This window comes from Flavobacterium segetis (genome assembly GCF_900129575.1).
GTDB classification, from domain to species: Bacteria; Bacteroidota; Bacteroidia; order Flavobacteriales; family Flavobacteriaceae; genus Flavobacterium; species Flavobacterium segetis.
On record NZ_FQWE01000007.1, the window covers coordinates 85,056 to 110,079 of the forward strand.

Below are 25,024 nucleotides of genomic sequence, written 5' to 3' on the forward strand. Positions count from 1 at the left end.
ATTTAAAAATTTACTTTCGTTTACGAGCATCTGGTTTACCACCTTTGTTAAAAGGTTTTCTATCTCCTCTAGGAGAATCGCCACCTTTACCACCACCAGTACCAGATTGTTTTTTGTCCATTCCAGCAAGTGGAGAAAGATCTCTCTTTCCATAAACTTCACCTTTCATGATCCATACTTTGATACCCATTCTACCGTAAGTAGTGTGAGCTTCAGCCAAAGCATAATCAATATCAGCTCTGAAAGTTGATAGAGGAACTCTTCCCTCTTTGAAACCCTCTGAACGAGCCATCTCTGCACCATTCAAACGACCAGAAATCAAAACTTTGATACCTTCAGCGTTCATACGCATAGAAGCAGCAATAGCCATTTTGATCGCACGTCTGTAAGAAATACGGCTTTCGATTTGACGACAGATGCTTGTAGCAACTAGATACGCGTCAAGTTCAGGTCTTTTAATTTCAAAGATGTTAATTTGAACCTCTTTGTCAGTAATTTTTTTAAGTTCTTCTTTCAACTTGTCTACCTCTTGTCCACCTTTACCGATAATGATACCAGGTCTAGCAGTAGTGATAGTAACGGTTACAAGTTTTAAAGTTCTCTCAATTATTACTTTTGATACACTAGCTTTTGATAAACGAGCATGGATATACTTTCTGATTTTATAATCTTCGGCAAGTTTATCACCATAATCATTTCCACCATACCAGTTTGAGTCCCATCCTCTGATGATACCAAGTCTATTTCCAATTGGATTTGTCTTTTGTCCCATCTTGTATTAAATTGCTTGTGTGTTATTAATAGATCCAAGCACGATTGTTACGTGGTTAGAACGTTTTCTAATTCTGTGAGCACGACCTTGTGGAGCTGGACGAAGTCTTTTCAACATCATTCCACCATCAACTGTTATCGTTTTAACAAATAAACCAGCTTCTTCCATATTAGCTTCAGGGTTTTTAGCTTGCCAATTGGCAATTACAGATAAAACCAATTTTTCTAATTTTCTTGAAGCTTCTTTAGAACTAAATCTTAAGATGTTCAATGCTCTCTCTACCTTCTGACCTCTTACCAAGTCCGCTACTAAGCGCATTTTTCTAGGTGAAGTAGGGCAGTTATTCAATTTCGCGAAAGCAATAGACTTATTAGCCTCTTTTCTCGCATCTGCTGTTTCTCTTTTACGAACTCCCATTGCTTCTTATTTTTTACCTTTATTTTTTGCTCCAGCATGACCTCTAAAAGATCTAGTTGGTGAAAATTCTCCTAATTTGTGACCTACCATATTTTCTGTTACGTAAACTGGTACAAATTGACGACCGTTATGAACTGCGATAGTCTGTCCAACAAAGTCTGGAGTAATCATAGAAGCTCTAGACCAAGTCTTTACCACTCCTTTATTTCCACCAGCTATGTTTTCTTGAACTTTCTTGTCTAACTTATAATGAACAAAAGGTCCTTTTTTTAATGAACGTGCCATATCTTATTATTTCTTTCTACGTTCTACGATATACTTGTTACTCGGGTTTTTCTTAGAACGAGTTCTATAACCTTTTGCTGGTATTCCATTTCTTGAACGTGGATGTCCACCAGAAGAACGTCCTTCACCACCACCCATTGGGTGATCGACAGGGTTCATTGCTACAGGTCTTGTTCTCGGTCTTCTTCCTAACCATCTAGATCTACCAGCTTTTCCTGATACAACTAATTGATGATCTGAATTAGATACTGCTCCAATTGTAGCCGAACAAGTCAACAAGATTAATCTTGTTTCACCAGAAGGCATTTTGATTGTAGCATATTTTCCATCTCTTGCCATTAATTGAGCAAATGTTCCAGCAGAACGAGCAATTACTGCCCCTTGTCCTGGTCTCAATTCGATACAAGAAATTACAGTTCCTAATGGAACTTTGCTTAAAGGTAAAGTATTACCAATTTCAGGTTGAGATTCTGGACCAGAAACTAATTTCTGACCTACTTTCAATCCGTTTTGAGCAATAACATACGTTTTCTCACCATCAGCATATGCCAATAATGCGATAAATGCAGTACGATTTGGATCATACTCAATAGATTTCACTGTAGCTGGAATTCCTTCTTTTGTACGTTTGAAATCAATGATACGATATCTCTGCTTGTGACCACCACCCGTATAACGCATGGTCATCTTTCCTTGACTATTTCTACCACCAGAGTTTTTTATCGGCGCTATCAAAGAGCGTTCCGGCTTATCAGTTGTAATGGCGTCATAACCATTCACAACTCTAAATCGCTGACCTGGGGTAATAGGTTTTAATTTTCTTACTGACATTTTTCTATCTTAGATATTGTTGTAAAAATCAATTGTTTCTCCTTCTTGTACTTGAACTATTGCTTTCTTAATTGCATTAGTCTTTCCACTGATTAGACCACTTTTAGTGTATTTTGTAGTTCTATCCGGTCTTACGTTCATCGTGTTAACACTCAAAATCGTTACACCATAAGCAGCTTCAATAGCCTTCTTAATTTGTACTTTATTTGCTTTTTTGTCAACAACGAATCCGAAGCGGTTTAAAACTTCACTTTCTTTGGTTACTTTTTCCGTTACTATAGGCTTAATTATAATACTCATGTCCTATTATTTACTTAAATTTTCTTCAATTATTTCTAAAGAACTCTCTAAAAGCACTAAATTATTAGCGTTTAATATAGCGTAAGTGCTTAATTCCAAGCTACTTACAACACTAGAGCCCTTTAAATTCCGTGAGGACAAATATACATTTTTATTGGTATCACCCAATACAAATAGAGACTTTTTATTTTCTAACTCTAAAGCTTTCAAAACGTTAATGAAATTTTTAGTGTTTGGCGCTTCAAAACTAAAATCTTCTAGTACAATTATGTTAGACTCTTTTGCTTTGATTGAGAAAGCAGATTTTCTAGCCAAACGTTTCAAGTTTTTATTCAATTTAAATGAATAACTTCTAGGTCTAGGTCCAAAAACAGTTCCACCACCTTTAAACAATGGGTTTTTAGCAGATCCTGCACGAGCAGTTCCCGTCCCTTTTTGTTTTTTAATCTTACGAGTAGATCCAGCAACTTCAGCTCTTTCTTTAGCCTTGTGCGTTCCTTGACGTTGATTAGCAAGATATTGCTTTACATCAAGATATACTGCGTGATTGTTTGGCTCTATACCAAATACTGAGTCAGAAAGTTGAACTTTTCTTCCAGTATCTTTTCCGTTGAAATCTAATACTTTTGCTTCCATTACTTCTGAATGATTACATAAGAGTTGTTATGACCAGGAACACATCCTTTTATAACAAGTAGGTTCTTTTCAGCCACTACTTTTAAAACTCTAAGGTTTTGAACTTTTACATTGTCTCCTCCCATTCTTCCAGCCATACGCATTCCTTTGAATACTCTAGATGGATAAGAAGAAGCTCCTACAGAACCTGGTGCTCTTAAACGGTTGTGCTGACCGTGAGTTGCTTGTCCAACACCACCAAAACCGTGACGCTTAACAACCCCTTGAAAACCTTTACCTTTAGATACACCTTGTACATCTACAAACTCTCCTTCAGCAAAAATAGAAACATCAATAAGATCTCCTAATTTTTGTTCAGTTGCAAAATCTTGAAATTCAACGACTTTTTTCTTAGCTACAGTTCCAGCTTTTTTAAAGTGACCTAAGGCCGCTTTAGTGGAATGTTTCTCGTTTTTGTCATCGAAACCAAGTTGCAACGCTTCATACCCGTCAACACCTTTGGTTCTGACTTGGGTAACAACACATGGACCAGCTTCGATCACGGTACAAGGAATATTTTTCCCGTTCTCGTCGAAAATGCTAGTCATGCCGATTTTTCTACCAATTAACCCAGACATAAATATTAATTAATGATTACTAAAATTCCCTTCAATTTAAAAACTACAGTTGTTTTCAAACAGGGAGTGCAAAAGTAGAGATTAAAATTGGATATACCAAACAGTTACAAAAATTAAATAGTTCATTATCATAATTCAGCAGATTGAACATTAAATTAGTTTATAAAATTCTTTGTTAAAAGACACTGAACCGACAACTTTAGAAAAATATATTATTAAAATCCTAAGCTTAAAATAACTACCACAAGCGCAGCGCATAACGCAACTTATAAATTCCTCCCTTGATATAATTGTGCTAAATATTGCATCACTACCAAAAAAAAAGCGAAACATTAATGTCTCGCTTTTTTAATTAAATTTATATTTAATTATACTTTGATCTCTACTTCAACTCCGCTTGGCAATTCAAGCTTCATTAATGCATCAATAGTTTTTGATGAAGAGGAATAAATGTCGATCAATCTCTTGTATGACATTACTTCAAATTGCTCTCTCGCTTTCTTGTTAACGTGTGGAGAACGCAATACTGTGAAAAGTTTTTTGTGAGTTGGCAAAGGAATTGGTCCCGTTACTACTGCACCTGTACTTTTAACCGTTTTTACAATCTTCTCAGCAGACTTGTCTACCAACATGTGATCGTAAGATTTCAATTTTATTCTGATTTTTTGACTCATTTTCTTAAAGATTAAGCGTTTCCTTTTGCTTTTTTGATTACTGCTTCTGAAATATTAGAAGGTGTTTCAGCGTAATGCGAAAATTCCATTGTAGAAGTAGCTCTTCCAGAAGATAATGTTCTTAATGTTGTTACATATCCAAACATTTCTGATAAAGGCACATCTGCTTTTATAGTTTTTGCTCCATTTCTATCGCCCATGTCATTAACCTGACCTCTACGACGGTTGATATCACCTACGATATCACCCATGTTTTCTTCTGGTGTAATAACTTCCATTTTCATGATTGGCTCAAGAATTACAGCTCCCGCAGCTTTAGCGACTTCTCTGTATCCCATTCTCGCTGCTAATTCAAATGACAACGCATCTGAATCGACAGGGTGGAACGATCCATCCGTCAAAGTTACTTTTAAACTATCCACTTGATATCCTGCTAAAGGACCTGTTTTCATAGCTTCTCTGAAACCTTTTTCTACTGAAGGAATATACTCTTTAGGAACGTTACCACCTTTTACAGCATTCACGAATTGTAACCCATTAGGTATCTTTCCATCAACTTCATCAGCCGGCTCTAGTTTAAATACGATATCACCGAATTTACCACGACCACCTGATTGTTTTTTATATGTTTCTCTATGTACAGCAGATTTTGTAAAAGCTTCTTTGTATTCAACTTGAGGCTCACCTTGATTTACTTCAACTTTAAATTCGCGTCTCATTCTATCTACTAAGATATCCAAGTGAAGTTCACCCATACCAGAAATAATGGTTTGACCCGAAGCCTCATCTGTTCTAACTGTAAATGTAGGATCCTCTTCAGCTAACTTCGCTAAAGCCATACCCATTTTATCAACGTCAGCTTTAGTTTTAGGCTCAATTGCAATACCAATAACTGGTGCAGGGAATTTCATCGACTCTAAAATAATTGGGTGTTTTTCATCACACAATGTATCTCCAGTTTTGATATCTTTAAATCCAACAGCAGCTCCAATATCCCCAGCTTCGATAAAATCGATAGGATTTTGCTTGTTAGCGTGCATTTGATAAATACGCGAAATTCTTTCTTTATTTCCTGAACGTGTGTTCAAAACGTAAGAACCTGCATCTAAACGTCCTGAATAGGCACGGAAAAAAGCTAAACGACCTACAAATGGGTCAGTTGCTATCTTAAATGCTAAAGCAGCAAAAGGTTCAGCAACAGATGGCTTGCGTAGAATTTTCGTTTGATCTTCTTCTAGCAATTCAGCATCATCAGGATGAATTCCTTCGATACCTTCTTTGTCCATAGGAGATGGTAAATATTTACATACTGCATCCAACATGAATTGAACTCCTTTATTTTTGAAAGAAGAACCAGCAACCATAGGAATGATAGCCATATCCATAGTAGCAGCTCTTAAAGCAGTGTTGATTTCCTCTTCTGTAATAGAATCAGGATTCTCCATATACTTATCAAGCAAATTCTCATCATAATCAGCTACCGCTTCGATAAGGATATCTCTGTATTCTTTAACTTCGTCAATCATATCAGCAGGGATCTCTACAACTTCATAAGTTGCTCCCATTCCTGCATCATCCCAAACGATAGCTTGGTTTTTAACTAAATCCACTACTCCCTTGAAATCATTTTCCTCACCAATTGGCAAAGTGATCGCAACAGCATTAGATTTCAACATATCTCTTACTTGTTGACAAACGTTCAAAAAGTTAGCCCCTTGTCTGTCCATTTTATTAACGAAACCAATACGTGGCACTCTATACTGATCTGCAAGTCTCCAGTTCGTTTCTGATTGTGGTTCAACACCATCAACAGCACTAAATAAGAAAACTAAACCATCAAGAACACGTAAAGATCGATTTACTTCAACAGTAAAATCTACGTGACCTGGAGTATCAATAATATTAAAGTGATACGGTATAGATTCAGGCAAAAGCTTTCCTTGTGTAGTTGGAAAATTCCATTCACAAGTAGTAGCAGCAGAAGTAATTGTAATACCTCTCTCCGCCTCTTGCTCCATCCAGTCCATTGTTGAAGCTCCATTATGTACTTCACCAATTTTATGTGTTTTTCCTGTATAGAAAAGTATACGCTCTGTTGTTGTTGTTTTACCAGCATCAATGTGCGCAGCGATTCCAATATTTCTTGTATATCTTAAGTCTCTAGCCATTTCTTAGAAATTAAAATCTAAAGTGAGAGAAAGCTTTGTTAGCTTCTGCCATTTTGTGAGTATCCATTCTTTTCTTAACAGCAGCACCTTCTTCTTTAGCCGCAGCTAAACATTCTGAAGCTAATCTTTGAGCCATAGATTTTTCATTTCTTCTTCTTGAATAAAGTATTAACCACTTCATTGCCATCGAAATTTTTCTATCTGGTCTAATTTGCATCGGAATTTGGAATGTAGCTCCACCCACTCTACGACTACGTACTTCTACGTGAGGCATAACGTTAGTTAAAGCATCTTTCCATATTTCTAATGACGGTTTTTCTGCATCTTGTTTTTTAGACTCAATGATGTCAATAGCATCATAAAATACTTTAAACGCTGTCGATTTTTTTCCATCCCACATTAAGTTGTTCACAAAACGTGTTACCAGTTGATCATTAAATCTTGGATCTGGTAAAAGTGGTCTTTTCTTTGCCGCTCTTTTTCTCATGTCTTTTTGTTTAAAAAAAGTCGAAATGCCATAACGTCCAAAAGTCTTAAAGCTTCAATAAATGATCTTTTGACTTTCGACTTTTGACTTTTGACTAATTAATTACTTCTTTGCTTCTTTTGGGCGTTTAGCTCCGTACTTAGATCTTCTTTGCGTTCTTCCTGCTACTCCTGATGTATCAAGCGCACCACGAACGATGTGATATCTAACTCCCGGTAAATCTTTTACCCTTCCACCCCTAACTAATACTATCGAGTGCTCTTGTAGATTGTGTCCTTCACCTGGGATGTAAGCATTCACTTCATTACCATTTGTCAAACGTACACGCGCTACTTTACGCATTGCAGAGTTTGGTTTTTTAGGTGTTGTAGTGTAAACACGCGTACAAACCCCTCTTCTTTGAGGACAAGAATCTAAAGCAACCGATTTACTCTTCTTAGTTATCTGAGTTCTTCCTGTTCTTACTAATTGTTGAATTGTTGGCATAATTAATACTAAAAATTTCTTATTATATTAAATTCCCGCTTTTTACGGGGTTGCAAATGTAGAAAATAATTTTTACTTGACAAACGTTACAACAGGAATTTTTTTTGAACTAATAATTTGTTTTACAATAGAATATTGAAAAATAACTAAAATTATTACAAATTTGACTTAATACTTACATAATTTAGTGACTAATTAGCTTATTATGTAGTTTGATAATTGCATTAAACCACGGATATTTGCGTTAGAATTTAATATAAGTCACAAATTTGAAAACAATTATTCTCCTCCTTTATTTTTTAATGTTCACCTGGAATATGTCCGCACAAGATTATCGATTGCAGATAAGTGGAAAAAGCACAGCAGAAACTAAAGTAATTGATGCTCTCTTCTACACGAAACGACACCTAGACATTAAGTCAATTAACACCGAAGTGACTAACTTATCGTTTAGACTTTCTAAGATGGGATACATAGATGTAAAAATAAATCCTTTACAAAGAGCCACTGATTCACTTTTTGTGACCGCATTGTCTTTAGGACAAAAAATTGATTCTATCTCTATAAACGTTAGCGATGATCAGTTAAGTTTTTTAGGAATGAAAAAAAAAAATGATGTGCCATATTCCCTAGTAGATAATTTCCTAAAAGAAATAATTCAAAAATTAGAATTCAAAGGATATGCTTTAGCAAGCATTAAATTAATTAATGTAGAGCGAATTAACAACAAATTACGTGCAGACCTAAAATTAGAAGTTGACAAAAAAAGAATTCTTAACAATATCACAATTCGTTATCCCGAAAATAATTACAACTCGAAATTTCCCGTTGGTCATTTTAAACAAATAAAAAAAAAATACAATAATGCACTCTTTAATAAAAAGACACTTGCCACCATATATGATGATTTTGAAAAATTTAGTTTTGTTAATCAAATAAAATATCCTGAAATATTATTTACTAAGGACACTACGACAGTATACGTTTATTTAGAAACAAAAAATTCGAATACATTTGACGGTTTTCTTGGATTTTCCAATAATGAAAATAAGAAAATAACTTTAACTGGATATTTAGATGTCACTTTAGAAAATAGTATCGGAAATGGCGAACAAATTTCTATTTATTGGAAAAGCGACGGAAATAATCAAAAAACTTTTAAAGCAAGCCTCGAGCTCCCCTACCTATTTAAAAGTCCCATTGGTTTTAAAGGCGAAATTAATATTTTTCGACAAGATTCAACTTTTCAAAACACTAACACTGCAATTGACTTAAGTTATTACGTTAACTATTCATCTCGATTCTATTTGGGTTACCTGACCACTCAGTCAAGCGATATTCAAAATTCAGTAGATGTTTCAATAAGCGATTTTAATAATTCGTTTTTACGCACCACTTTCGAATTTACTAAGTTAGACAACGATCACACTCTGTTTCCAATAAAAACGAAATTTCATGGGCGCTTCGGCATTGGGAAAAGAAAAATCAATAATTCTTTACAAGATAATGAAAACACACAAATAGCAATCAACATTAATGCGATTCACAATTTTTATTTAAACAAAAGCAACTCTATATATATTAGCACCCAAAATAATTATTTGAAAAGTAATCGTTACATTTTTAATGAATTATTTAGATTTGGAGGTTTCAACAGCGTCCGTGGTTTCGCAGAAAACAGTTTACAAGGCTTCTTGTCATCAACTATACAAACAGAGTATCGCTATTTGATTGCACCAAGTCTATATGTTCATAGTATAGTAGATTATTGTGTGTTCCAAAATAAAACAGAATTCGAAAATACTAGAACGACAGAAAAATTATTAGGCTTAGGTTTAGGAATTGGAATTCAAACTAAGAATGGCTTACTTAAATTAGCAATAGCAAATGGCCGAGCTAAAAAGCAAGAATTTACACTTTTGAACGCAATTGTACATATAAGTTATCAGCTTAAATTTTAGAAATATATCAAAAATAGCTTTCGGTTATTAGGAAAGTTAACAAATTATTAAGAAGTTTGTAATATAAAATCAAAACATACTAAAATGAAATTAAAATTAAATGGATTCTTAATGCTTTTGTTAGCATTAGTAGCGCAAATTACATTTGCGCAGGAGAGAACCGTTTCAGGTGTTGTTTCTGATAACGCTGGTCTACCTCTTCCGGGGGTTAGTGTATTAGTAAAAGGAACGCAATCTGGAGCGCAAACAGATTTTGATGGAAAATTTTCCATTAAAGCTTCACCTAATCAGGTGTTAATATTTAGCTATATTGGCATGAAAACACAAGAGTTAACTGCAACATCAACTAAAATTAATGTTAAATTACTCAATGAGTCAGTTGAACTTGAAGGTGTAGTAGTAACGGCATTAGGCATTAAAAAGCAAGAAAGAGCATTAGGTTATGCCACTTCTGTCGTTAATACTGATGAAATTATTAAAGGTGGAAATCAAAATTTCGTGAATGCACTTGGTGGAAAAGTAGCTGGTTTGCAAGTAATTGCATCTGGTGGAGCACCTGGTCAAGCAAGTAGACTAGTTATTAGGGGTGGTAATAAATCACTAACTAACTCAAATGAGCCACTTTACGTAATAGATGGTGTGCCAATTTCGAACTCAAATGACGGTAATGGAAACACAGTTACTGGTTTTGCAAGTCCAAACAGAGCTTCTGATATTAATCCTAATGACATTGAATCTGTAACAGTTTTAAAAGGTTCTGCAGGCGCTGTACTTTATGGAAATAGAGGTTCTAATGGAGTAATTTTAATAACTACTAAATCAGGAAAGAACAATAGTGGAGAACCAGTTATCGAATTTACTAGCCAAGTTGCTGTAGATGAGGCTTTAGTTTTACCTGATTATCAAACAGAATTTGCTCAAGGTAATAATGGTGTAACTTATGCTGAAGGCGGATCTCGTTCTTTTGGACCAAGAATAACTGGACAGACAGTTAATAGTGCAGGAGCAGGAGCGGCGAGAGGATTAGGTCCTCAGTCAATTCAGTTAAAAGCTTTCAATCCTAGAAAAGATTTTTTAAACACTGGGTTTACAAACAATAACAATATATCATTGTCTAATTCGTCTGATAAATATAGTATGTTTGTTTCATTAGGAAACTCTAATCAAACATCCATCATACCTAATCAGGGCTTTAATAAAATTAACGCTCGTTTCAATGGTAATTATAAATTTAATGACAAATTTTCTGCAGGAATAAATGTCTCATATAATATTTCAAACGGAGATTTACCATTTACAGGTCAAGATGGAAACAATCCAATCTTTGCATTATTTCACACTCCAGTATCATGGAACTTGTCAGGATACGGGTATGAAAGACCAGATGGTAGACAAATCAATTCACGTGGTGGATCTTTTGACAACCCTTTTTGGACGGTAAATAAGAATTCTGCAGTTACAGATAGTAGAAGATACATAATGAGTGTTAACCTTGCCTATGACGTTGCAAGCTGGATGAAGATTAATTATCGCTTAGGTAATGATAACTTAATTGATAACAGAAAAATATTTAGAGATAAAAATAGTGGAAGTGCTCCTCAGGGTTTCTTATCATTTGATGATGTAACAAGAAATGAAATTACATCAACATTGACTTCAACATTTAACAAAAAATTTGCTGATAAATTTGAGGCGACTTTGTTAGTTGGTCAAGACATTAATACAAGAACATTTAGACAAAGCATAATTACAGGATCTCAATTAGTTTTACCAGGTATTCAAAACACTAATAATATACAAACTTTCGATCCAGCTTTCAATCAAACAACTAAACGTAATTTAATTGGTGCATTTGGAAACTTAACGTTAAGTTACAACAATTATTTATTCTTGGATGTAGTTGGACGTAATGAATGGAGTTCGACTTTACCTCAGGAAAATAGAAGTTTCTTTTATCCAGGAGCGAGTGCATCATTTATATTTTCTGACGCTTTAGACCTAAAAAGCGATTTATTAAACTATGGTAAAATAAGAGTTGGTGCATCCAAAACTGCAAGAGATGCTGGCGTTTATTTAACGCAACAAACATTTCAGTTAGGGCAATTTGCTGATGGTTTTACAGATGGTATTACTTTTCCATTTAATGGACTACCTGGCTACACAGTTGATAACTTAATAGCAAATGCAAAACTTAAACCGGAATTCACAACAGAATATGAAGTAGGTATCGAATTAAAGATGTTTAAAAATAGACTTGGTTTAGACGCATCTTTTTTTAAAAATGTTAATACAGGTGGAATTATACCGCTTGATATTTCACCAGCAACTGGTGCTCAAAACACAATAATCAATAGTGGAGAAACTAATTCTAGAGGTGTAGAATTATCTTTACGTGGAACCCCAATTGAAATAAAAGATTTCAGATGGGACATCAATGTAAACTTTAGTAAAATTAAATCAAAAGTAGATCAAACATTCCCTGGAATTGATAAAATATTTTTAGGAGGATTTGCAGGAAATCCAGCAATATTTGCTGTGAAAGATGAAAGATACGGAAGTATTATTGGCTCAGGCTATGCAAGAAATACAAATGGTGCTATACTTACAGATGATGATGGATATCCATTATTTGAAGATGGTAAAAATCTTGGTTATGTAGAACCAGATTGGACTGGAGGAGTTACTAATACTTTTACTTATAAAAATCTTTATGTTTCAGCGCAGATTGACACACGCCAAGGTGGTTACATTTATAGCGGTACTGAGGAATTATTAGATTTCTATGGCGTAACTGCCAAAACAGCAAGCAGACAAGAAGATTACACATTTCCTGGAGTAAATGAAACAACAGGAAGTGCCAATAACGTAGTTGTAAAGCGTGATGCTGTATGGTACGGTAGCGCATACCCTAACGAAGAATATGTCTATGAAAACAATTGGGTAAAATTAAGAGAAGCTTCAATAGGTTACACATTTAAACTTAAAGACAAACGTATAAAAGCTTTAGACGTAAGTTTTTATGGACGTAATTTAGCTTTGTGGACAAAAATACCACACATAGATCCAGAATCTAGTTCTTTTGGAACTGGCAATGCTCAAGGTGTATCCCGATTTGCTTTTCCAACAACAAGAACTATCGGTTTTAATCTAAGAGTTCAATTTTAAAAATTAATACTATGAAAAAAATAAAAATGTTTAATGAATTGATTCAAACAAAAAAAATCTTTGTTGGAATTCTTTCAGGAATGTTATTTCTATCCTCATGTACTAGTGAACTAGATATAAATAAGGATCCCAATAATCCAACTGAGGTACCAAATTCAACTTTACTAGCCTCAGCAGAAGTTAACTTAGGTTATATTATCGGGGGCGAGGCAACACGTATGCCATCAAATATTGTTCAATATTATGCTGGACATAGAGGCCAACCAAACGAATATGCACGTTATGATATTACTCCTTCGTCTACAGACGGTTTATGGACTAATATGTACAATGTATTAATTGACTTAAAAGCAATTGAAGATAATACAACCGTTACAAACGATAAGTTGTATTTAGGAATTTCACAATTACTTCAAGCATATTCATTTAGTGTGTTAACCGATGCTTTTGGTGATATTCCTTACTCAAATGCATTGAAATTATCATTAAATCTTACTCCGTCTTACGATAAGCAGGAGAATATTTATGATGGTTTATTATTAACTATAGATAAAGGAATTGCTAACGTAACATCTAATTCTGGAGCTAATCCCGGAGCAGCCGATGTAATATATGGAGGCTCAGCAACAAAATGGATTGCATTTGGTAACTCTTTAAAATTAAGATTATTAAACCACCTCAGTTTAAGAAGACCAGCAGTTGCGCTAACATTTTTACAGACTAATCCAACTGTAATATCGTCATCTACTAATGATGCTAAAGTTGTATTTGGAATAAGTGCATCAAACGCTAATCCTATTTACCAGTTTGATATCTTATCAGGAAGAAAAGATAATGCAGTTGCTAACACAATTGTTAATAAAATGAAAGCTTTATCAGATCCAAGGATACCTGTCTATTTTAGACCATTAGGAGCTCTAAGTCCATTCGCGGGACAGTACCTAGGTAATACGCCAGGTGATGATACTGATGATGCTGGTGAAAATTTATTTTCAAGAACTGGGTCAGCGTATGCTTCAACAAATTCACCTGTTATATTAATTAGTGCAGCAGAGGTTAACTTTATTAAATCTGAGATATATTTTAGAGCAAGTGACGCCATTAACGCCGCAACAAATTATAACAGTGCTATTACGCAAGATTTAACTTCATTAGGACTTGCAACAACCGCAACGACATATCTAGCTAACCCTTTAGTGACCTATAACAATACTTTGCAAAGGATCATGGAGCAAAAATGGATAACAATGTTCCAAGGAGCATACGAGTCTTTTGTTGATTATAGAAGAACAGGATTTCCAGTTCTTACTCCTTCGATTAATAATAGAACTAGTAATGCAATTCCAGTAAGATTATCTTACCCACAAATAGAAATTAATGTCAATACAGCTTCACTTCAAGCGGGACCTGGCATACCATTACCGTATGTCTCATTAAGTAATAAAGTTTGGTGGGATCTTTAATTAGCCATCAAATTCAAAAACCATCAGCAATGCTGATGGTTTTTTTTTTAAATGATATTAACTCACTTTCATTAAAATTTTCGATTTTTAATGACATCATTAAAGCGCACAAATCCTAATTATATTTTTCCATCCTAAAATATGTATTTATTCTGTTAATTTTGATTACCATGACTCTACATTTAGTTTAGAAATAGATAGATGTATAACCGTAAATGTAACAATTAAAACAAAATAGATTCTGATTATTGCCAAAGCAACTGAATTTCTTAAATTTCGATTATGATGATATCAGCAAAAACCTTCTTCAAAAAAATCGTTGATAATACCTTTCTACTACATAACTTATAAATAATTATATATATAAAAAGCATAATTTTCTATCATAAAATTGACTAATACACAAAAAAAGTAACAATTTGTGTAAATAAAAATGAGTAAAGCACTCAAATTTGCTAAAAAATGTTAAAACAACAATAAAATTAGGGAAATTAACAAATTATTATGAAGTTTGTCAAACTAATTCAAAATATTATAAAATGAAATTAAAATTAAATGGATTCTTAATGCTATTACTAGCATTAGTAGCGCAAATTACTTTTGCGCAGGAAAGAACCGTTTCAGGAACTGTTTCTGACAATGCAGGTTTACCTCTACCTGGGGTAAGTGTATTAGTAAAAGGAACTCAATCTGGAGCACAAACTGATTTTGATGGAAAATTTTCCATCAAGGCATCGCCTAATCAAGTATTGATATTTAGCTATATCGGTATGAAAAGTAAAGAAGTAGCAGCAACGTCTTCGAATGTTAATGTTAAACTGCAAAACAACGCAATTGAACTAGAAGGAGTAGTAATAGTTGGAGCTTTAGGGATTAAAAGAACTAAAAATTCATTAACGTCTTCTACACAAATAGTAGCTAGCGAAGAACTTACTCAAGCTGCTAACCCTAACGTGGTGCAGTCTTTAGTTGGTAAAGTATCTGGTCTTCAAATTAACAAATCATCAAGTGGCGTTAATGGAACAAATAGAATAGTATTAAGAGGTTCAAGATCTATTACCGGAAACAATGAAGCTTTAATAGTTATTGACAACGCAATATCTTCGTCAAATGTTTTGCAACAATTACCTCCTGAATTAATTGAAAGCGTCAACGTTATAAAAGGAATGCAAGGAGCTGCACTTTACGGTGAACAAGGAGTTAACGGAGTAATTATAGTTACTACCGTAAAAGGAAAAGAACAAGGGAAAATTACAGTGAATGTAAATTCAGCTATCGATTTTGAGACAATAGCTTTTATGCCAAAAACTCAAAGAAAATATGGTCAAGGATGGGACGGAGTTCACTATCCCGAAGAAAACGGATCTTGGGGACTGCCTTTTGATGGCGTGTTGCGACCTACAGGTTTACCGCAAGCGGACGGACTTGAATTTCAAAGACCCTACTCTTTCGTAAAAGACAATGTTAAGAACTTCTACCAAACAGGTACTACCTACCAAAATGGATTTTCTATAAACGCAGGAACTTCAGACTCCTACGCTTTATTTTCTGCAAACAAAGTAAAGACAGAATTTGTTGTAAACGGAGATGTACTTGAAAGAAATAGTTTTTTATTCAAAGCAGGAAAAAAAATAGGAAAACTAAGCATTGATGGTAACGTTAACTATAATTATCAAAAATCTAGCGAAACTTCTTCAGATTTACTTGACGATTTAATTCAGACTGCTGGAAATGTTGATGTAAGTTTGTTTAAAAAATCTGGAAATGAAGGTAATTACACAATATACTTTAAAAATCCATATTGGACAACAGATAATAATCGTAATGACTCTAGAAGAACATTTATAAATACCATCGCTGCTTTAAAGTACGATATTAATAATAACATAAATGTTACTTACACAGGAAATTTACAGTTCACCAATAGAGATACACAATCTCACATCAATCAGTATAGAGAAACTGCAGCTTTAACAGGAGCAGGAGCTAATAGAAATCAAACTTCTGAATATTTTGCTAGTCAATCCTCTTTAAGAACTTATTATGGAGATTTGTTAGTGAATTTTGACTATGACTTGACGGATGATTTGAGTTTAAAAGCCAATATTGGAAGTAACATGCAAGATCGTAATTACAGAATTACTTCACAAGGAGGACAAAATTTAGATATACCAGGATGGTATCACATTAATAATGTACTGAGTCCAGCAAATCCATCTAATTTAGATAATAGATCTCAAAAATCAAATCGTGCTTCTGTTTTAGCCAATGTTGATTTAGGATATAAAAACTACTTATTTTTAAATCTTACTGGCAGAAACGATTGGACTTCTGTTTTATCAAGTGCGAATAACAACTTTTTTTATCCAAGTGCTGGGGTATCTTTTATACCAACTTTAGCTTTTGAAGGATTAAAAAGCGAAACTTTTAATTATTTAAAGGTATCTGCTAACATTGTTAAAGTAGGAAATTCATCTTCTATTCAACCTTACGCAACCTCTGAAATTGGTGTATTCCCAACAGGATTTCCTTACGGACAATTAGGATCATACATCATCAACCAAAGACCGACTGATAAAAACATCAAACCTGAATTTGTAACTACAAAAGAAGTTAATATCAGCATTGGATTATTCAACAATAGAATTACAATTGACGGATCAGCTTATTTATCAGATACGAAAGATTTGATCACAGCGGCTACTGCCTCTTCTGCATCAGGATTGGCTACTTCTCAAAGTAATATTGGAGATATGACTACAAAAGGTCTAGAAATTGACTTAGGTTTTGTACCTATAAAAACTGAGAATTTTAAATGGGACATGAGAACAAGTTATTCTACGAATAAATCAGTTATCAATTCACTTGCCGCTGGAGCAAATGAAATTAACCTATTATCTGACGCTGCAACAGGAACTGGAATTTTTGCTCAGGTAGGAGAAGAATTTCCTTTAATTAAAGGAACTACATTTTTAAGAGATGACAATGGAAGTATTATTGTAAACCAGTTTGGACTTCCAACAAGATCATCTTCAAACTCAATTTTAGGGAAGTCAACTCCTGATTATATTTTAGGTTTATCAACCTCATTTGAATTCAAGGGAATCAGATTATCCGCAGTTATGGATTATAGAACAGGTCACCAGATCATTTCTGGAACTAAATACGATTTAACTTGGCCAGGACGTTTAGTAGAGTCAGCTGATTTTGATAGAGAAGTTGGTTTTATTTTACCAAATTCTGTAGTTGAAACTGGATCAGGATCTGGAATATACACTCCTAACACTTCTGTTTTTTCAGCAGCTGGTTATGATCCAAACGGAATTATTGATTATTATGGAACTTTGAGTAGAGCTGGAGAGCACAACGTTATTAACGCTACCGCTTTCAAAGTGAGAGAACTTGCTTTAAGTTATTCTATACCAACTACTGTAATTGAGAAAATTGGACTAACTTCACTAAGATTTGGTATAAATGCAAGAAACCCATTTACTGTTTTAGCAAAAAGCAATAAGGGTTATACTGACCCAGAAGCATCTGATAGTACTGCCAACAATGGTAACGGTCTAGGATATTCAGGAACAGGACAGTATCCAAATACAAGAACTTTTGGTGGAAGCATCAATTTAACATTCTAAATTAAAAAGTATGAAAAAAATATTTTTATTAATAGCAGTAGCAGCGGTATCACTTACATCATGTAGTGACTACTTAGCAGACAACACCAATGTAAATAGTCCATTAGAAGAAGCACTTCCGCCAAGACTTATTTTACCTGGTGCGCAATCACAAGCATTCAGAACACAAGCTATAAACATGAATCGTTTAGGTAGTGTAATGACAAATGCATGGGGAGGTAATATTTACCAATTTACAAATCCATTACAAGTAGAATATTCTTACAACTTTGACAACAACACCTACGCAGCAGTATGGGATGGATTGTACAGAAGTGTAAATAACTTTCAAAAGATAATTGAAACTCCATTAGAGAATCAAGGCAACTTTATCGCTATATCGAAGATCATGAAAGCACACTATATGCAATATATTGTCGATTTATATGGAGATTCACCTTACTTTGAAGCGTTCAAAGGACAAGCTAACCTAACACCAGCTTATACAGATGACGCAATAATTTACAAAGAATTAGTTAAAGAATTAGAAGAAGCACGCGCTCTTATTCAAAACCCGTCTTCTACAGCAGAAGGTGTCGCTACTGATGTTGTTTTCAACGGAGATATGAGTAAATGGCTTAAACTTGCAAACACTATCGAGTTAAGAATTCTATTAAGACAAAGCAAATTAACTGACGCTACAACTACAAATTATTTAAATAGTAAATATGCAACTTTACAAGCTTTGAATAACTTTGTTGATGCTGATGTATTGATTAATCCTGGATATTCATCTAGTAATGATGCTAAGCAAAGTCCTTTCTTTAGCTCATTCGTTAGAGATGCAGCAGGTGCCACTACTAACACTACATATACCCTATTTACTTCATCAAAACATTTTGCAGACGTATTAAATGGTGAAACTGGTGGTCCCACGGCTGGAATTGTTGACCCTAGAAGATCTAGACTTTGGACTCTAGTGGCAGGAAAAGTAGTAGGTACAGACCAAGGCCAAAAACCAGTTCCTGGTCAAAATAACACATCAAATCCTACTTCTCGATTTGGAGTAGGTTTAACTAATTATGTCGGAGCAAATACCGCAGAGAGAACCGCAGCAGGATCAGCAAAAGCAGGGGTATTAATGTTACTTTCTGAAAGTAAATTTCTTCAAGCAGAAGCAGTTCAAAGAGGATTCTTAACGACTGGTATAGCTCAAATTTTATTCAACGAAGGAATTCAAGCTTCATTTACTTACTTGGGAGCTAACATTGGAACTTATGCATTGCAAATAGAAGCAGCTCCTGGTTTTGGGTGGTCAGCATCGACAAATAAAATTCAAGCAATTTTAACACAAAAATGGATCGCATTGAGCGGAATTCACGGCATCGAAAATTACATTAATTATACAAGAACTGGATTTCCAGTAATTCCTGGCTCAATTAATGGTTTCAACTTACAACCAACTAGACCAAAAAGACTGATTTATCCATTGTCAGAGTACAATGCAAATTCAGGTAATGTACCTGTCTTGACATCTGCTCAAATTACGACGCAAGGACCTTTCTGGTATGTCCCATAATTAATGTGATAATTTAGTTACTAAGAAGCTGTTCCATTGTGGACAGCTTTTTTTTGAATAAACTTTATGTTAAAAAATAAAATATAAAGTATCATTTACAATCGTGAAACCTGAAAATCCGTATCGGTTAACATTAGAATTCCTCTACAAATAAAAATATGCAGACCTGGGCAGAGATATAGTAACAAATTAAATCTTTAAAACCATCAGCACTCGCTGATGGTTTTTTTTTATATATTTGCAGCATGGAAAAAGAACATCAAATATTTGGAATCAGGGCAATCATTGAAGCCATTCAAGCTGGCGCAACAGTAGACAAAGTTTACATTCAAAAGGAAGCGAGTAGTGAACTGATGAAAGACTTAATGAAAGTGATGAAAAGAGGAAACATCAATTTTTCCTATGTTCCTATTGAAAAGTTAAATAGATTGACACCTAACAACCATCAAGGTGCAGTGGCGACTATATCACCGATCTCTTTTTTCGATTTAGAATCACTTATAGAATCCGTTATTGAAAATGGTAAAAAACCATTGTTTCTGATATTAGATCAAATATCTGATGCTCGTAATTTTGGAGCTATAATACGAACGGCAGAATGTACGGGAGTAAATGGTATAATTGTTCAAAAGGCAGGATCAGCACCAGTAAACGGAGATACAGTTAAAACTTCTGCAGGTGCAGTATTCAATATACCTATTTGTAAAGTAGAACACATAAAAGATGCTATTTTTCTTTTACAAGCTAGCGGTATTAAAACCATAGCAGCAACTGAAAAAACAGACAAAAACATATATGATTTATCATTAAATGAACCTCTTGCAATCATCATGGGTTCAGAAGATCGCGGTGTAAATCCATCCGTTTTAAAAATTGTAGATGAGAAAGCTAAATTACCGATGTTTGGAACAATAGGGTCTCTTAATGTTTCTGTGGCTTGTGGTGCTTTTTTATATGAAGCTGTGAGACAAAGAAATTAAGATTTAAGATCGCTGATTAGCATCCCAACGTTTCGGGATTGATTTCATATTAAAAAACGAATTAAGACTCTGGCTTTGATTCGTTTTTCTCATTTGGTATAACTATATAATTTACAGTAACATCTGATGTAAAATATTTAATAATAGACTCTTCCTCTATTACGACAGGTATATTGACAAAATTACCACAATCATCAAAACGCTGCATAAATTTATCATCTATAGGATTGTAATTTGGTTGTTCCCATTCATATTTCGGCAATTTTTTATACTCTTTCGTTTCTAGAAAAAAAGTTAAAATTAACCCCGTTAACAACCCTGATAAATGACCTTCCCACGATATAGAATTTCTCCCTAATATATCTGGAGTTGGAAAAATATACCAGACAAGTCCCCCATAAACTATAATAACAGCTAGCGATAACGCAACAAGACGATTATGTTTTGTTTGAATTCCCTTAAAAAACACAAAACTAAATAAAACGTAAATAAGACTACTTGCGCCAATATGATAACTATCTCTCCCTATTATCCAAGTTAAAGAACCAGAAAGCAACACTCCAATGAAAATAACATAAATCGATTGCTTAGGATAAAAAAATTGTAGCGCTGCTAATAACGCAAATAATGGAACTGAATTATTATATAAGTGTTCAAAATCGCCATGAATAAATGGACTGAATACTATTCCTTGCAAACCAGAAAGCGTACGCGGATAAATACCGTTTTGTGTAAAGTCGAAATGAAATCTAATGTCCAACCAAAAAACAAACCATAATAAAATTACAGAAAACAGCGGTAATAAAACTACGGCATTAGTAAACTTAAAATTTTTGTCCATTAGTAAAAGATAATATAAGTGTTATTCAAAAACTAACCCAAATATAAGAATTTGCTAAATTGTCATATTCCTTAAGGTAATTAAAAAAATTAGTTCCTTTGAAACAATCGTAATGTGTTAACTTAGCTTTATCACAGCGATTTACTTGCTATTACTAGTGACTGAAATATTAGCTTATAACGTTCATTAATACTCATCCAGATATTCCTCTCTAATTTCGTTTAAAACAAGAGAAAACTAATAAAAAAATAAAAAACAAATGGAAGCACCACTTGCCGAGCGTATACGTCCACAAAAACTGGAGCAATACATTAGTCAATCTCATTTAGTTGGGCCAAATGGTTCATTAACAAACCAAATAGGAAAAGGCATCATACCTTCACTCATTTTTTGGGGGCCTCCCGGAACTGGAAAAACGACTTTAGCACAAATAATTGCCCAAGAATCTAAACGTCCCTTTTTTATATTAAGTGCTATTAATTCAGGTGTTAAAGATATTCGTGAGGTAATCGAGAAAGCGAAGCAAAGTGGAGGGTTATTTACTGCAAAAAATCCAATTTTGTTTATTGATGAAATTCATCGTTTTAGTAAATCGCAACAAGACTCTCTTCTTGCAGCTGTGGAGAAAGGATGGATCACGCTCATTGGTGCCACGACTGAAAATCCGAGTTTTGAGGTCATACCTGCATTGCTATCTCGCTGCCAAGTTTATGTATTAAATCCTTTTACAAAAAGTGACTTGGAATCTTTATTGCAACGAGCAATGACTACCGACACCCTACTATCTACAAAAAATATAAAATTAAGCGAAACAGAGGCTTTACTGAGGCTTTCAGGTGGTGATGGACGTAAGCTACTAAATATTTTTGAATTAGTGATAAACGCTTCTGATGAAGACGAAATTACTATAACAAATGATCTTGTATTTAAATTAGTACAGCAGAATACTGTTCTTTATGACAAAACAGGAGAGCAACATTATGACATTGTTTCTGCTTTTATAAAATCAATTCGTGGAAGCGATCCAAATGGCGCTGTTTATTGGCTCGCCAGAATGATTGAGGGAGGCGAAGACGTCAAATTTATTGCCAGAAGGATGTTAATTTTAAGTAGTGAAGATATAGGAAACGCAAATCCAACAGCTTTCATAATGGCCAACAATACTTTTCAAGCTGTGAGTACCATAGGTTATCCAGAAAGTAGAATTATTTTAAGTCAATGTGCTGTATACTTAGCGACATCTGCTAAAAGTAATGCTTCCTACTTAGCTATAGGAACGGCACAGCAACTCGTAAAACAAACTGGTGACCTAGCTGTTCCCATCCATTTACGTAACGCACCAACCAAGTTGATGAAAGAATTAGGTTATGGTGAAGAATATAAATATTCCCACGATTACACTAATAATTTTGCCGAGCAGGAATTTTTACCCGAAGCAATTAGTAAAAAACCGATTTACATACCCGGCAATAATTCAAGAGAAAATAGCATTCGTGAATTTCTAAAAAATCGATGGAAAGACAAATACGGATACTAGGCAATCAAAATAGTTTATTTGCTGATAAAGTTGTTAAGATACCATGCGTCTTATATTATTATCTAAAATATGGCATGCTAAAGAGCAACATCCTCAATTTTGAGCATCTCGTAATAATACCTCCCTCATTTTATGTAAAGTATTGTCATCCAAAAAATGATTATTATAAAACAAACCTTTTATTTCTTTTAAAGCACTTAAATCCTCTAACGGATTTTTATCTAAAATAATAAAATCAGCAGCCTTTCCAACTTCAACTGTTCCAAAGTCTTCGTTAAAAAACTTTGGGAAATTAGAGTTGCCATTTTCAAAATACTATAATTACTAATGTTTGCATTTTTTACTAATTCCATTTCACCCAAAACATTAAAACCAGTAATCATATACTTTGATGAAGCATCAGGACTTAGAATCATATTAACGCCAGCTTGATCTAATTGCTTGATGATTTTATATTTATCCTCGGCTCTTTTCATCTCCCGAATAACTTCACTTTTATAGGCTTCGTCTCCTATTTTATCTCTGTACTCGATTGTAGACGCAATCCAATCATTCATTTTAGTTTTCGAAACAAATTCCATTCCGCGCAAATCTTTCAATTCTGAAATAGAGTTTCTACCCGAACCTATATCATACCAAGAAAGCGTTGGACAAATCGTGATATTATTTCTTTTTAGCAATTCGATTCTGTCAGTAATCATTTCTACAGATTCACCAGCAAGTCCCCCTAAATATTCAAACGCTCTATAATTTGAATTGAATATCGTTTTATCTGATACTTTATCTCCTGCGGTAACAACTGGAAAGTGTCCTCCAATTACCATTTTATATTTTTTGCAAGCAACATCTAAATTCGTAAAAGTAGCCGCACTTTTAAGACTTAATATTTTAATAAAATCAAATTTATTCTCTTTAGCTTTCTTTACAAATGATTCTATTTGCTCCTTCGTTAAATCGTCATTTCTAGTAATGGTTGGCGGAGATAGATATAACTTTGGGTAAAATCCATCAGGTGTATTAAACTTTTTTCGCCATTCTGTGTGTTGCCACTCTCCCCGCATCGAGCGTAATTTCGTTACACCATTAATCAAATTAAGCTTTAATACTTGCTCCATTTCCAACTCAGATGCAGGAAAGTGTACATGGGCATCAGCAAGCGAAGGCATTATATACTTTCCAGATCCGTCAAAAAATAGAAAATCTTTTTCTTTTAATTTTTTAGATTTCTTAATTGAAATAATCTTCCCGTTTTGAATTTTCACATCTTGATTTTCTAAAATCTTATTATTTTTCATTGAAATAACGGAGATGTTTGATAGTAATAATTTGTTAACTACACCTTCTTTACTTTGAGCAACTGAAATAACAGCTTGAATAATAAATACTACAAGAAAGAATTGTTTCATAAAAAGTTAATTGACTAAGTAATTAATAAACGAAGTATAAATTAGTTAAACACTTGCTTTAAAATTTGATTGCTACTTTTTCAGAAATCATTTTATCATTTTGATAAAATTCAAAATACCACTGATTTTCTTTTAAAATAAGAGAGCCTTGTATGGCATCTTTTATTGCAATGAAAGAATTTGGCTGTGATGTTTTCATTAATTTCATTATTACTTTTGGAGTACTATCAATTAACTGAAATCCAGTTGGCGTTGCCTGAGCATATAGCAAATTAGGGTCTTTGACATCCACAGCAATTATGGGAAGTGTCGTTGACACATTTACAGAAGGACTAGCCGCTATTTGAGTCATCACTTTTGATTCTGTTTTTAAAATGGCACCAGTAAATTTATATTGTAGCTCATAAATTGATTTGAAAGCGTCATTCAAAGCTTCCATGTATGCAAGGGAATAATCCTTTTGTTTACTCTTACCGACCCTTGTTTTAAAGATCAACTTATCATTACAATCCTTTAATGTCACATATAACTTAGTTACTAAGAAACCACTTTCTTTTTCTACATCTGCATAAAGTAGGGAACAACGATCATTATATTCAACCGGAAAATTTTCATTTTTATAAAAAGTGACAAAACCTGCCTTGTTGAGATTAAATTTGGTTATCGTATTTAATCGATATTGATTTTCACTTTTTAAAAAGTTGTATTGTAAGGGAACAATAACAGCTTTATAATCATTAATGGACTGAGCATACGTGAGACTAGTTAGTAAAGTGACTAATAATAAAAATAATTTTTTCAT

The 25,024-nt window shown here is 33.9% G+C and carries 21 protein-coding genes; 7 read left to right on the forward strand and 14 right to left on the reverse strand.

Features of this window, described 5'->3' with window-relative positions; genetic code table 11:
* Nucleotides 1-10: 10 nt before the first annotated feature.
* The 11 genes from rpsC to rpsL all read right to left on the reverse strand — a co-directional run bounded on the left by rpsC (nucleotide 11) and on the right by rpsL (nucleotide 7,673).
* Nucleotides 11-772, reverse strand: a complete 762-nt coding sequence (gene rpsC, locus BUA99_RS11330) for a 30S ribosomal protein S3 (protein WP_072992300.1) — start codon at nucleotides 770-772, stop codon at nucleotides 11-13.
* 6 nt (nucleotides 773-778) lie between these two features.
* On the reverse strand, nucleotides 779-1,189 hold the full coding sequence (rplV, locus tag BUA99_RS11335) for a 50S ribosomal protein L22 (RefSeq protein ID WP_066081038.1): 411 nt from the start codon (nucleotides 1,187-1,189) through the stop codon (nucleotides 779-781).
* A 6-nt stretch (nucleotides 1,190-1,195) separates the two neighbouring features.
* Complete coding sequence (rpsS, locus tag BUA99_RS11340; RefSeq protein WP_007136562.1) at nucleotides 1,196-1,474, reverse strand: 30S ribosomal protein S19; 279 nt, start codon at nucleotides 1,472-1,474, stop codon at nucleotides 1,196-1,198.
* Nucleotides 1,475-1,480: 6 nt separating this feature from the next.
* Nucleotides 1,481-2,305, reverse strand: coding sequence for a 50S ribosomal protein L2 (gene rplB / locus BUA99_RS11345; protein ID WP_072992303.1), 825 nt, complete (start codon nucleotides 2,303-2,305; stop codon nucleotides 1,481-1,483).
* Nucleotides 2,306-2,314: 9 nt separating this feature from the next.
* A complete protein-coding gene (gene rplW, locus BUA99_RS11350) occupies nucleotides 2,315-2,605 on the reverse strand; it encodes a 50S ribosomal protein L23 (RefSeq protein ID WP_066081040.1) in 291 nt (96 codons plus the stop codon).
* Between the two features lie 6 nt (nucleotides 2,606-2,611).
* Nucleotides 2,612-3,241, reverse strand: coding sequence for a 50S ribosomal protein L4 (gene rplD / locus BUA99_RS11355; protein ID WP_072992305.1), 630 nt, complete (start codon nucleotides 3,239-3,241; stop codon nucleotides 2,612-2,614).
* Nucleotides 3,241-3,858, reverse strand: a complete 618-nt coding sequence (gene rplC, locus BUA99_RS11360; RefSeq protein WP_072945403.1) for a 50S ribosomal protein L3 — start codon at nucleotides 3,856-3,858, stop codon at nucleotides 3,241-3,243. The genes rplD and rplC overlap by 1 nt, the downstream gene beginning before the upstream one ends.
* Nucleotides 3,859-4,226: 368 nt before the next feature.
* Nucleotides 4,227-4,532, reverse strand: coding sequence for a 30S ribosomal protein S10 (gene rpsJ, locus BUA99_RS11365; protein WP_011963470.1), 306 nt, complete (start codon nucleotides 4,530-4,532; stop codon nucleotides 4,227-4,229).
* An 11-nt stretch (nucleotides 4,533-4,543) separates the two neighbouring features.
* Nucleotides 4,544-6,700, reverse strand: a complete 2,157-nt coding sequence (fusA, locus tag BUA99_RS11370) for an elongation factor G (RefSeq protein ID WP_072992308.1) — start codon at nucleotides 6,698-6,700, stop codon at nucleotides 4,544-4,546.
* 10 nt (nucleotides 6,701-6,710) lie between these two features.
* A complete protein-coding gene (gene rpsG, locus BUA99_RS11375) occupies nucleotides 6,711-7,187 on the reverse strand; it encodes a 30S ribosomal protein S7 (RefSeq protein ID WP_035668130.1) in 477 nt (158 codons plus the stop codon).
* Nucleotides 7,188-7,289: 102 nt separating this feature from the next.
* On the reverse strand, nucleotides 7,290-7,673 hold the full coding sequence (gene rpsL / locus BUA99_RS11380) for a 30S ribosomal protein S12 (protein WP_007136570.1): 384 nt from the start codon (nucleotides 7,671-7,673) through the stop codon (nucleotides 7,290-7,292).
* 317 nt (nucleotides 7,674-7,990) lie between these two features.
* Here rpsL and BUA99_RS11385 point away from each other — a divergent pair, with 317 nt between their 5' ends.
* The 6 genes from BUA99_RS11385 (at nucleotide 7,991) to rlmB (ending at nucleotide 20,438) form a co-directional block, all read left to right on the forward strand.
* Nucleotides 7,991-9,634 carry a BamA/TamA family outer membrane protein gene (locus BUA99_RS11385; protein ID WP_159430949.1) on the forward strand — a complete coding sequence of 548 codons (1,644 nt, stop codon included), beginning with the start codon at nucleotides 7,991-7,993 and terminating at the stop codon, nucleotides 9,632-9,634.
* Nucleotides 9,635-9,718: 84 nt separating this feature from the next.
* Entirely contained in the window at nucleotides 9,719-12,799 is a 3,081-nt protein-coding gene (locus tag BUA99_RS11390) for a SusC/RagA family TonB-linked outer membrane protein (protein WP_200778666.1), read from the forward strand.
* 11 nt (nucleotides 12,800-12,810) lie between these two features.
* Entirely contained in the window at nucleotides 12,811-14,262 is a 1,452-nt protein-coding gene (locus tag BUA99_RS11395; RefSeq protein ID WP_234972963.1) for a SusD/RagB family nutrient-binding outer membrane lipoprotein, read from the forward strand.
* Nucleotides 14,263-14,801: 539 nt separating this feature from the next.
* Nucleotides 14,802-17,900, forward strand: coding sequence for a SusC/RagA family TonB-linked outer membrane protein (locus tag BUA99_RS11400; protein ID WP_143151759.1), 3,099 nt, complete (start codon nucleotides 14,802-14,804; stop codon nucleotides 17,898-17,900).
* 10 nt (nucleotides 17,901-17,910) lie between these two features.
* Nucleotides 17,911-19,458, forward strand: a complete 1,548-nt coding sequence (locus tag BUA99_RS11405) for a SusD/RagB family nutrient-binding outer membrane lipoprotein (RefSeq protein ID WP_072992312.1) — start codon at nucleotides 17,911-17,913, stop codon at nucleotides 19,456-19,458.
* A gap of 245 nt (nucleotides 19,459-19,703) precedes the next feature.
* Nucleotides 19,704-20,438, forward strand: coding sequence for a 23S rRNA (guanosine(2251)-2'-O)-methyltransferase RlmB (gene rlmB, locus BUA99_RS11410; RefSeq protein ID WP_072992315.1), 735 nt, complete (start codon nucleotides 19,704-19,706; stop codon nucleotides 20,436-20,438).
* A 61-nt stretch (nucleotides 20,439-20,499) separates the two neighbouring features.
* On the opposite strand, the gene BUA99_RS11415 is transcribed toward rlmB, so the two are convergent.
* Entirely contained in the window at nucleotides 20,500-21,279 is a 780-nt protein-coding gene (locus tag BUA99_RS11415; protein WP_072992318.1) for a rhomboid family intramembrane serine protease, read from the reverse strand.
* A gap of 259 nt (nucleotides 21,280-21,538) precedes the next feature.
* Between BUA99_RS11415 and BUA99_RS11420 the strand changes: the two genes are divergently transcribed.
* Nucleotides 21,539-22,816 carry a replication-associated recombination protein A gene (locus tag BUA99_RS11420; protein WP_072992323.1) on the forward strand — a complete coding sequence of 426 codons (1,278 nt, stop codon included), beginning with the start codon at nucleotides 21,539-21,541 and terminating at the stop codon, nucleotides 22,814-22,816.
* Nucleotides 22,817-23,037: 221 nt separating this feature from the next.
* Here BUA99_RS11420 and BUA99_RS11425 read toward each other — a convergent pair whose 3' ends face one another.
* Nucleotides 23,038-24,222 (reverse strand): hypothetical protein, encoded by a 1,185-nt coding sequence (locus tag BUA99_RS11425; protein ID WP_072992328.1) that lies wholly within the window; start codon nucleotides 24,220-24,222, stop codon nucleotides 23,038-23,040.
* Between the two features lie 58 nt (nucleotides 24,223-24,280).
* Nucleotides 24,281-25,024 (reverse strand): protein-tyrosine phosphatase family protein, encoded by a 744-nt coding sequence (locus BUA99_RS11430; RefSeq protein ID WP_072992331.1) that lies wholly within the window; start codon nucleotides 25,022-25,024, stop codon nucleotides 24,281-24,283.